This is a genomic window from Dialister sp., assembly GCF_051885895.1.
Taxonomy (GTDB): Bacteria; Bacillota; Negativicutes; order Veillonellales; family Dialisteraceae; genus Dialister.
The window spans coordinates 1-10797 of the sequence record NZ_JBJEXP010000006.1 but is presented as its reverse complement, the minus strand read 5'-3'; the positions used below and the strand labels follow the sequence as shown (position 1 = coordinate 10797).

Genomic DNA, 10797 nt, shown 5'->3' with positions numbered 1-10797 from the left:
ATACATTGGAAACATCTCTAAGTACCTGTGACATATCAGTATAATGCTTCTCAGCAATTTCTTTCCCTGTTACTACACTGATATTCGCCGGAGCTTTATTCAGTTTTACCGGAGTTCTGGTAGCAGTAACAACCACCGGATTTAATGTGTATACCTGATCATCCGATGTATCTGCAGCTTCTACTCCCCCTGAAAAATTCAGCGAAGCCACAACCAGAGCCGTTAAGGATGCCCCCAGCCATTTCTTTTTCATTCCGTTCATACACAATTCCTCCCAATCCGCTTTACATTTTCTACACATTAAACTATTATATAAATAATTTAACGTTTGGTTAAGTAAAGTTTAAAGTATATACCTGTTGTATAGTCAATAGGTAATTTTAGTAAGGAGTAGATGTATGGTACATTCTGTACGCGGACGAATTCTATTCATCGCAGGTATGGGCATCCTGCTGCTTGTAATTTCTTTGTTTTCCCTTCATGCCGGCCAGATCCCGGTCCCGGTTTCTTCGGTCATTCATGATGCAGCCGGAGTTCTTGGTATTTCTACTGCCGGCAGTCCCCTGACGCCCGAGCAGGCTGCTGTTTTCTGGTACATTCGCATGCCCAGGATTCTGGTAGCCCTGCTTTCCGGAGCAGCACTGGCTGCCGCCGGTGCCGTCATGCAGGGCGTCTTTTCTAATCCACTGGCTGATCCCGGCATTATCGGTGTATCATCCGGTTCTTCTTTCGGTGCCGTAATCTGTATTTTTTTCGGTTTTACATCTTTATCTATGTATTACATGCCTGCCTTTGCTCTGTTAGGTGCTGCTGCCGCTGTTCTCTGCGCTGTAGGTCTTACACTGCATGATGGAAAGATTCCACCCATGAGCCTCCTTTTGGCCGGTGTAGCCATCAGCATTCTGCTGGGTGCCCTGACAAACGGTCTTCTGACTTTTATGAATGAATACCGCCTGCGTGAATTTCTCTTCTGGATGGTGGGTGGACTGGATTACCGGCGCTGGGAGCACGTGGCTCTGGCCGCCGGCCCTGTCCTTGCCGGTATCACTGTGCTCTCTCTTTTGGGACGGCATTTGAATGTTCTTTCCCTGGGTGAGGATGAGGCTCGTTCCATGGGAATGAATATCATGCTGTACCGGCTGATTTTTCTATTTGGTGCTTCCCTGATTACGGCATCTGCTGTCTGTGTCAGCGGCATGATTGGATTTGTCGGTCTCATCGTCCCCCATATAACCCGCCTCACCATAGGACCGGATCACCGTCTTCTTATCCCCTGTTCGGCTCTTACAGGGGCGGTTTTCCTGCTCCTCTGCGATACCCTGGGCCGTATCATCGCTCCTCCCATTGAAATCAGAGTGGGTATCATGACTGCTCTCCTGGGAGCTCCATATTTCCTGATCCTTATCCGCCGTATGCGTAAACAGGGAGGTCTTGCCTGATGGAACCCTATATTTTTGAAGCAGAAGATATTTCTGTCAAAATCGGACAGCATGAGATTATCAGTCAGTGTTCCCTTTCTGCCAGGGCCGGAGAATTTATTGGAATCATCGGACCTAATGGTTCTGGAAAGAGTACATTTTTAAAAGCAGTGAGAAATCTGATCAAAAGAGAAACAGGAGCTGTCCGCTTTTTTTCCAGAGAAGAGTCATCTATGGGTGAGAAGGAAATTGCCCGGATCTGTGCGTTCATGCCCCAGGAATTCCATGTTCCCTTCGGCTATACCTGTCGGGAAATCGTGATGGCTGCCCGTTATCCTTATCTCAAATGGTGGCAGAAGGAAAATCGTCGGGATAAAGAGAAAGTAGAAAGAGCTATGCAGTTTACCGGTGTACTCCACCTGGCAGACAAACCTATCCAGGTGGTATCAGGAGGAGAAAAGCAGCGGGTCCTTCTGGCTAAGATTCTCGCCCAGGAAACGCCTGTAATCTTTCTGGATGAACCCACGGCTGCACTTGACCTTCTCTACCAGGAAGAAATTTTCAGGCTCTGCCGTCACCTGGCCTCTCAGGGCAGGACCGTGGTCATGATCTGCCACGACCTCACCATGGCGGCCAAATGGTGCAGCCGTCTGGTGCTGCTGTCGCGGGGACGAATTCGGTGTGAAGGATCCCCTCAATCCGTTCTTACTGAAAAAAATCTGAAAGATTTCTTTGGTCTCGACTCTATTGTCTACACTGACCGAGTATCAGGAGATTTATCTATCTACACTTATCTTCCCAAAGAAAAACCGGAAAGTGCTGATTCAATTCTTGTATTGGGCTATGGACTGGAGACCTGCACCCTCATTCGTCTTCTTTATACATCAGGTTTTCGCTTCTCCTGCGGCTATCTGCCTCCCTTTTCGCTGGCCCGGGAAGCTGCTTCCGACTTTCATATTCCATTTCTGCAGTCCCCGGCAGAAACAGCCTCTGTCCTGGATAGTCATTCTCTCATACTGGCCTATGGCCTGTCCTCAGAAGAAGAAAATTTTCTAAAAGGGAAAAAGATCACAGCTAAAATATATTCTGACCTGATTCTGGTAAACAGCCTTCCTACCTCTTTTTCATCCGTAGCAAAAGCCATAGAAGAAGGAACTTTATGATAAAAACGTGATGACCTGCAGCAGGTTATCACGTTTTTATCATAAAGTATTTCTGAAAAGCAGTAGAAAATCACGAATTCACTGATTGAACCCGGCCAGTATTTCCAAAACAAAGGAACCGAAACAATCACTCACTGATTTTATTATTAAATTTTTGCAAGCCGGCAATGGGATAATGAGCTATTTAATGCATTTTATGGATAACATTAAAGGCAGACTCTATGAATGAATCGGTATCTCCTTAGTATCCCCGAATCAGATGTTCATCACTCAAGTCAAATACAGGCCCGTAGCCGGCATTTGCTACCGCTTTTATCGCATAGGGCATATTCTGGGATGCACAGTATAAATACCGGTTAGGCAGAGGCACGATACGATGGATTCCCTTCATATGCTGCAGAGCCGGGTCGTGAAACCACTCTTTCTGAAAGGAAGACATATTTCCATTCGGATAGGCAGAAACGAGAAAGAAATCAGGATCCGCCTTGAGAACAGACTCTTTCGTCAATTCCTGTCCGTTTATCAGACCTGCTTCTGCAATCCCGTTCTTCACTCTGGCTTTTGTAGTGAGCTCGTCAAAAATAGACCCCGGACCACCCCAGGAAGTCATTTGTGATACCAGAAGTCCCACCGGCCAGTCTTCCTTTCTCTCGTTCATGACAGCATCGATTTCCTCCATTTGTCTGTCCATTTCTGCAATGACTTTTCTGCTTCTTTCTTCTTCTCCAAGTACTTTTCCCATAAGAAGAATGTCCTGCCGTACATCCTCCATGGAATTAGGCCCTTTCCCCACAACCACCGGATATCCCAGACTTCTGAACATATCTATATCATTCCGGCTTGTCCAATCCGGCACAATGATGACATCGGGCCGGGACTTCATCACCGTTTCCAGCGGCAGGCCGGTCAGGCTCCTTACTGTCATTTTCACGCTCTTTGCATCTTCTGCAATAAAGGAAGACATGGGATCCCTGTCCAATTGATTCACCGCTGCCAGATGATCTGCCGTAGTCAGTCCCAGAAGCATGGTATCATAGGACAAATTCCCAGCCAGTATACGCTTCGGTTTGTGAGGAATGTATATCTCCGTCCCCTGGGCATCAACCACGGTATAGCCTGTTCCTGTATCCGGCCGGTCTCTCTGAAAGGCCGGCAATCCACATCCTGCCGGCAGCAGACAGAGCATGAAAAGACAAAGGATTCCCAGACAGAATCTTCTCACCGAAAACCATTTCCTGCAAACTTTCATAAGATACCTCTTTTCCTGCCATGCTTTTCCTTTTAGATGTCCTGTGATATATTATAAATTAACAATAATTTATTTGTAAATAATTTGAATTTAATTTGCATTTAGCAAAACTTTTTAATGGAGGTATGCATGCTTACGGCAGAAAGGAGAATCCATGCTGCGGCAATCTGAAAGGAAAAAAGAAGTCTTCTGCAATCTGGGCAGTGTTTACTATGCCGTTTCCTGCAATCCTGATGCAGCCGTGGTCTTTCATACACCCCGGGCCTGTTCTCATCTTGCCTTAAGCGGCTACTGGAGCATCCGACGCCGTTCCTTTATCCGTGCGCCGGAAATTCCCATGCCTGAAAGAAATAATCTGTTTGTCACCTCCATTACTGACAGGGAAGCCATATTCGGCGGAGAAGCCCTGCTGCGGCACTGTTTGGAAGACGTTACCTCCCTTTCCTGGGTCAGGTACGTTCTTCTTACCAGCGGCTGTACGGCGGGAGTCATCGGGGATGATGTCCAGGCTGTAGCCGCCGAAGTGGAAAGGAGCAGCGGCAAACCGATTATTGTCATTCCCGGTGCCGGATTTATGAGCGGCCATTATCTCCAAACTCATATTGCCGTATTAAAAAGTCTTCTTACCCGCTTTGCCCCACCCAGGCCCAAAAGAGCCGGCCACCCCCGTACAGCTGTTATTCTCGGTGAAAATCCGGGACTGGGCGGAAGAGAAAATGTAAAGGAGATCAGGCGTCTCCTCTCCGCTTTTGGCTTTGAACGGATTCTTTTTCCGCCGAATGTCATGACTATGAACGATTTTTCGCAAATAGCCGATGCTGATCTCATCATGCCCACAGGCATCAGCCTTGACCATTTTGACCTGCTTCTGGACGTGGGGAAGGAAATGGCGCAAGCCTATAAGGCTCGTTTTTATGGTGGGAATTATCCTATCGGCCTGGATGGCACTTTTTATTTCATAAAAGAACTGGGCCATTTGATGGGTGAAGAGGCAAAAGCCGAGCAGCTGGTAAAAGAAGAAAAAGAAAGCCTCACTGTCTGGATGCAGAAAAATGTATCCTGCCTTAAAGGTAAGCACTACGTCTTTGTCATCGGCTTCCCCAGCCGTTTCTACAATCCTCTTCCCCACATTCATGCCCTGGCCGCAGCAGGCATGATTCCTGATGCCATCATATGGCACAACGACATGACTGCGCAGGAAAAGGAAAAGCAGGCGCAGGCGCTTTCCTTTTTAAAGGATATTCCTTTCTATGATGGAGAGGCCTGGGCATACAGGCTGGCACCTCAATGCAGTTTCATTCTGACTACCACTCTTCTGCCCGGAATAGGAAAACAGCTTAACCTATCCATTCAGTCTGTCGGAACGGCAGGCGTTAAGCGTTTCCTTCTTAAGGCCAGAGAAGCCGTTGTCGAGAAAGGGAGAAAAATCATTTATGAATACTGATCTTACCCCATGGCTCCCCTGTCAGGCCGCTTGTGAACTGATGGGAAGCACCTGTTTTTTCCTTTCCATAAAAGACAGTGCCGTCCTGATCAATGGTCCCAGATGGTGTGCTTCCATTGCCGCTTCTGAAATGGCGAGCATTGATAAAAAGTATGAAAAGCGGATATTCTGTTCTGAACTTCAGGAAAAGGATCTTCTCTATGGCACCGGTGAAAATCTACTGGCCGCCCTGGAGGAACTGAAAGGAGAAATGACACCTTCCTTTCTGGGCATCCTGACCAGCTGCTCAGCCAGTTTAATCGGTGATGACCTGAACGGCATCTGCCTTTCCGCAGGAATGAAATGTCCTTTGGCCGTTTTAGACAGCGGCGGCCTGCGAGGTGAATTTTATACCGGCTATCGGAGAGCTCTTGAAAAATTCATTGATACGCTGTCCTTTCCCAGAATGACCAGAAATCCAAGGACGGTAAACATCATCGGCTGGTGCAGTGCGTATCCGAATCACAGGGGAGATCTTACAGAGATCAAACGGATTCTCTCCCTGGCAGGCATACGGATCGGAATCTGCCTTGGTGCTGAAGACACACGTCTGGATGATCTGGCTCATTTCCGAAAGGCCTCTTTAAATATTGTCCTCTGCCCTGAGCTGGGTGAAGCTGCTGCCCGCCAGTTAAAGGAAAAATATGGCATGAATTTTCTTCTTTCCCATATGCCCTGCGGGCTGGATGGTACGCTTGCCTGGGTCAGATCTGTAGCTCGGGCTCTCCAAATAGAGCCAGACATGGCAGCTCTTGAAAAAGAAGCAGCCGAAGAGAAAGAGCAGGTCGATGCAGCTTTATCCCGTCTTAAAATCAACAACCGGGACCTGTCTTCTGTCATAATTTTTGCCAATCTTACGGAAGGTACCGCCAGAGGACTTCTCCCTGCCCTTATGGACGAATATCCGGATACAGGCTGCCTGTATCTGCGTATGGAAGGAACACCTCGAAAGGAAAAAGCAGAAAAAGAAAAAAGTCTTATTCAATCTCGCCCTGATAGAGACAATGTTTTTCTCTGGAAAGAAGGCATGCCCCTTTCCCTGCCGGAGGAAGGCCCCATTCTGGTATTGGGCAATACCTTTACCCGTGGAGAAATCGGCCATTATCAAAGGGCTGTTTACGTCAATCTTCTTTCTCCCGCCATCAACCTCTCCGTTCCCTCGAAATGCTATGCCGGCCTCAGGGGATGGCTTTTCTTCCTCTCAGATATCTTCAGAGAAATATATACCCTGGCTTATATGAACCGAACCAAACCGGAGTCACAGTAAAAGCAAAGTTTTCCAGTGCCGCAGTTATAAAAATCATTTGCATTTTATCAAATTAAAAAAGCTGTGAAGAAAGGATTTCCCTTATCTTCACAGCTTTCTCACATTCAGTACAATATATGGGCAATCACAAAGCCTGCCATGCAGGCACAGATAACGCCGGTCAGTCCCGGAAGCATGAAGCTGTGATTCAAAATAAATTTTCCGATATGTGTAGTGCCGCTTCTGTCAAATCCGATACAAGCCAGATCGGAAGGATAGGTCGGAAGGAAAAAGTAACCATAGCAGGCAGGAATAAAAGCAAGAACCATAACTGGATCCATACCTACGGAAAGAGCCATAGGCATAATAATCGCAACAGCAGCTCCCTGGGAATTCACCAGCTTGGAAGTAAAGAAAAGAATAAGCGCATAGGCCCATGGATACATCTGGACTGCAGAGCCAAGGAACGTCTTCAGCTCGGCTATATGCGCACCAAAATAGGTATCTGCCATCCATGCCACACCGTAGACGGAAACCAGGGCCACAATCCCTGCACGGAATACCTGGCTGTTTCCTACTTCCTTCGCCTTGACCCTGCAAAGAAAAAGAATCACTGCCGAAACAGTGAGCATAATGATCTGAATCACCGTGGTCATGGAAAGAGCCTTAACCTTTCCTTTGGCATCGGCAAAATGGGGCATAAGATCAGGAAAATTTCCAAGAACCGCGATGATAACAATCCCCAAAAGGAAAATAGCAGCAGCCCGATAATAAGCAGAAGGCAGCTTTTTCCCCTGAAGGGATTCATTCTCGCCAAAAATATACTCCTTCTGTTCCGGGTCCTTAAGCATAGCCTGAAACTGGGGATCCTCCGATAAATCCTTTCCGCGCCTGTAGCTGATCAGGGCTGCACATACCACACCGATAAAGGTGGCAGGAATAGAAACCGCCAGAATCTGTAGAAGGCTGTAGTGATATCCCGCTGCCGCCATAAATCCGACAATAGAAACGACCGCCACAGAAACCGGAGAAGCAGAAACTCCCATCTGGGAAGCAACAGAGGAAACAGCCATCGGCCGTTCCGGGCGTATGTTCTGTTTAATGGAAATATCATAAATAATAGGGAACATGGTATATACTACATGGCCAGTACCGCAGAGAACCGTCAGAAGCCATGTGGTTATCGGCGCCCACAGAGTAATGTGCTTTGGATTATTTCTCAAAAATTTTTCCGCATACTTCAGCATGACCGTAAGGCCGCCGGAAGTCTGAAGAAATCCCGCACAGGTGACAACTGCCAGAATGGTGAGCATAACACTGATAGGCGGTTGTCCGGGATTATAGTGAAATAGAAAGGTATAAATCAAAAGGCCTATGCCGCTGATTGCTGCAAGGCCAATACCTCCATGCCTGATTCCCAGGAAGAGACAGGCCAGAAGGACAAAAAAGCCAAGTAAAATTTCCATAAAACAGCCTCCTGAATAAATAAGAAAATAATTATTTAAAAATTAGCATAAAATAAATATAACTTATAATTATTTAAATATCAAATATCAATTATATATAGATTCTAAGTTATTTTATGAGTAAATATCATGTAATATAGCTTTTTATAAAACAAAAAGCTCAGTCCTTCTTTTTGAGAAGAACTGAGAAATCAGAAGTCAATATAAATATACAATATACCAAAACAGGAAGTACACTCTTCTCTCCCTGCGGAATGTTACAGCACAGGAACTGCCCGCTATTTCAATAGTGAATCTGCAGGAAAACACTCCCTGCTTTTCAGTATGATGAAGCCTCCTGCGGAACCTTATAACCGTATGCATCTTTCGCCATTGTTTCCATAGCGCTTACCATGAATTCCGAATAGCTCATGATCCACTTGGCATCTACTATATAAATGGCCTGATTCCTGACTGCCTTAATTCCCTGATAGGAAGGGTCCTCCAATATTTCTTTTCTTTTTTCATCCGCATTTCCCTTTTGGTCCTGTGTATAGTCATCGCTGGGAAGAAAAATAATATCAGGATTAATATTCACCATAGCTTCCCTGTTTCCTCCTGCTGCCGCTGCTATTCCCCAGGAAGCAGCACCATCTTCCAGCCCTGCTCTCCTGCAGAGAGATTCAAAACTGCTTCCTTGTCCGCCGGAAAGTCCATTGACCGTATACAGTACTGCCGTCTTTCTCTGATGCTCCGGTATTGCAGAAACAAAATCATCCAGTTTTTTCAGACGATCAGAAGTTCTGTCCGCCAAAGCCTTCGCTTTTTGCTTCTCGTTCACCACATCACCCAACAGATCAATCAGCCGGATCATCCCTTCCGCATCAGAAGGTGTATGATATTCAAAAACAGGAATGCCTACAGCCCGTATTTCATCAGTGTAGTCAGCGGACTTCCAGTCCGGAACAATAACAAGATCCGGCGAGCAGGCAATCACCGATTCCGGAGAGTCCGTCACACGGCCTTTAATTTTTTTACTTTCCTTCGGAAGATTGGGAGGAAGGCCTGAAATAGCTGCTATGCGTTCCGTTCCTACAACCGGTATCAGAATATCATCCGTGCTGACTCCGATAGAAACGATCCTCTCGGGATGAACCGGAACCGGTACCGTTCTTCCCCTGGAATCAGACACCTGCTTTTCCGGTCCCTGATATAAAGATGCCGCTGTATATCGACATCCTGCCAGAGTGCCTGATAGTAAAAGACAGGCTATCCCTATCTCCAACATAAGTTTGACTTTCATCTTTCTCTCCCATCACCTGTTTTACAAAAACTAACACCCAAACACCATGAATAAAGAAATCCACATTTTCTAAGGAAGCGATGACTCACTCAGTGTTTTTCTAGGGAAGCGCTGATGAAATCGTTATCGGATTTCATTCTTGCATTTTTATTCAATGCAAGGAATCAGTCGACGCGAATAGCAAGCTATTTAAGGAGACTTATGACGTAGCATTGGATAAAAATGCACATGAAATTCGATTCTACGAATTAATCAGTGCTTCCCTAATCCTGAAGACGAAAGCGATTCGATGCTGTGATTGTCATCCGGCTGTAACGATTCGTCATCGGCCGACTTGTTTTCTATAATAAAAAGAAACATATGCTTCCAGGCCTCAATCAGATCTTCGGGAGTTTTTTTCGCCAGCGGTAAGGAAAAAGCTGCAGTGCCCCGGTAATGATGTACGATTCTGTTCATGATATCTTCTGCCGCCTCTCCCGTTTCTTCCTTCGACAAAAGCCCCCATAGGCATTCATCTATGCCATGAATCAGAAGAACCGTCCAGGTAACCATAAAATTATCTCTGCCAAGAATTTCCATCTGGTTGAGGAATTCCGGCTTAATCATGAACTCTGTCTCCTTTCCCTTTCGGTACAGAGTCCATAAACTTTCCGGTGTAACGCCAAAGCGTTTGAGCCGGCGAAATACATCATGCTGGCGTACCGGCGTAAGGCCGCTCTGTTTCCCCAGTGCACGCTTGACCGCATTCTTCACTACCCGCCCGATTAATTCGCCCATTTTACTATGCTTTCCTGCACCTTCCAGATACAGAGAACTCTCCGCATTGGCTACAATAATCGTCTGATCCGTACCCGAACCGGTAGCCAGTCCATTGGAATAATGACTTCCTTCCATTAATTCCTGAATTGCTGCCGTTTTAGCTTCCGTGCAGGTAACAAGGGCCCTGGCCAGAGTCCCTGCAGGCATATCAGAATCCAGAAACAGCATGATATTAATTGTTCCCGGCCTGTCCGGTTTTTCCAGAGGTGCATAGTAGTCTGCCGGATCTCCAGCTCTTCCTCCATTGGTTTCAATACCGCCTGTGACCACCGCCGTAACGGTGAGCTCCTTATAGGACAGGGATTCCACCACTGCATTTTCCATATCTGCTGCCGTCCCCATACCCGTAGTTTCGTCCGGATTCAGTCCCAGCCTTTCCGCAACAATACGCATATGTTCCGTATATGTAGGTGCCAGCTTTTCACAAGGCATTCCTGCTCCTGTCTTGGCATCATGATTAAAAACAGCCCGGTAATTTTCATGATAGCCGCCATTATATACAGAGGTGCTCAACACTTTCCTTTTTCCTGCAAAAAAAGCCACAATACTCTTTTCATAACGGTACACCCTGTCACCGGTAGATATGGTACATAATCTCATGCTTTCCCTCCTATAATATTTTAATAATTTTATATTAATATTAACCATATTATTTTATTGCTGTCAAGGAA

At 46.3% G+C, this 10797-nt stretch carries 8 protein-coding genes and 1 pseudogene; 4 read left to right on the top strand and 5 right to left on the bottom strand.

The genetic code is table 11. The features are described 5' to 3' along the window. Positions 1-262 (bottom strand): annotated as a pseudogene (locus tag ACI4N7_RS00495) (TonB-dependent receptor plug domain-containing protein); the annotation flags it as partial. 136 nt (positions 263-398) lie between these two features. On the opposite strand from ACI4N7_RS00495, the gene ACI4N7_RS00490 reads away from it, so the two are divergent. After that, positions 399-1439, top strand: a complete 1041-nt coding sequence (locus tag ACI4N7_RS00490; RefSeq protein WP_439731407.1) for a FecCD family ABC transporter permease — start codon at positions 399-401, stop codon at positions 1437-1439. Then, positions 1439-2581, top strand: a complete 1143-nt coding sequence (locus ACI4N7_RS00485; protein WP_439731406.1) for an ABC transporter ATP-binding protein — start codon at positions 1439-1441, stop codon at positions 2579-2581. Before ACI4N7_RS00490 ends, ACI4N7_RS00485 begins: the two co-directional genes overlap by 1 nt. 241 nt (positions 2582-2822) lie before the next feature. On the opposite strand, the gene ACI4N7_RS00480 is transcribed toward ACI4N7_RS00485, so the two are convergent. Continuing rightward, the gene (locus tag ACI4N7_RS00480; protein ID WP_439731405.1) at positions 2823-3737 is read right to left on the bottom strand and encodes an ABC transporter substrate-binding protein; all 915 of its coding nucleotides are present in this window, start codon (positions 3735-3737) and stop codon (positions 2823-2825) included. A 247-nt stretch (positions 3738-3984) separates the two neighbouring features. Between ACI4N7_RS00480 and ACI4N7_RS00475 the strand changes: the two genes are divergently transcribed. Both ACI4N7_RS00475 and ACI4N7_RS00470 read left to right on the top strand, forming a co-directional pair. After that, on the top strand, positions 3985-5274 hold the full coding sequence (locus ACI4N7_RS00475; RefSeq protein WP_439731404.1) for a nitrogenase component 1: 1290 nt from the start codon (positions 3985-3987) through the stop codon (positions 5272-5274). After that, positions 5264-6580, top strand: a complete 1317-nt coding sequence (locus tag ACI4N7_RS00470; RefSeq protein WP_439731403.1) for a nitrogenase component 1 — start codon at positions 5264-5266, stop codon at positions 6578-6580. The genes ACI4N7_RS00475 and ACI4N7_RS00470 overlap by 11 nt, the downstream gene beginning before the upstream one ends. A 104-nt stretch (positions 6581-6684) precedes the next feature. Here ACI4N7_RS00470 and ACI4N7_RS00465 read toward each other — a convergent pair whose 3' ends face one another. From ACI4N7_RS00465 to ACI4N7_RS00455, 3 genes are all read right to left on the bottom strand, one after another. Continuing rightward, complete coding sequence (locus tag ACI4N7_RS00465) at positions 6685-8025, bottom strand: anaerobic C4-dicarboxylate transporter (RefSeq protein WP_439731402.1); 1341 nt, start codon at positions 8023-8025, stop codon at positions 6685-6687. Between the two features lie 319 nt (positions 8026-8344). Further along, positions 8345-9307, bottom strand: a complete 963-nt coding sequence (locus ACI4N7_RS00460) for an ABC transporter substrate-binding protein (protein WP_439731401.1) — start codon at positions 9305-9307, stop codon at positions 8345-8347. A 252-nt stretch (positions 9308-9559) separates the two neighbouring features. Next, complete coding sequence (locus tag ACI4N7_RS00455) at positions 9560-10726, bottom strand: adenosylcobinamide amidohydrolase (RefSeq protein ID WP_439731400.1); 1167 nt, start codon at positions 10724-10726, stop codon at positions 9560-9562. Positions 10727-10797: the final 71 nt, after the last annotated feature.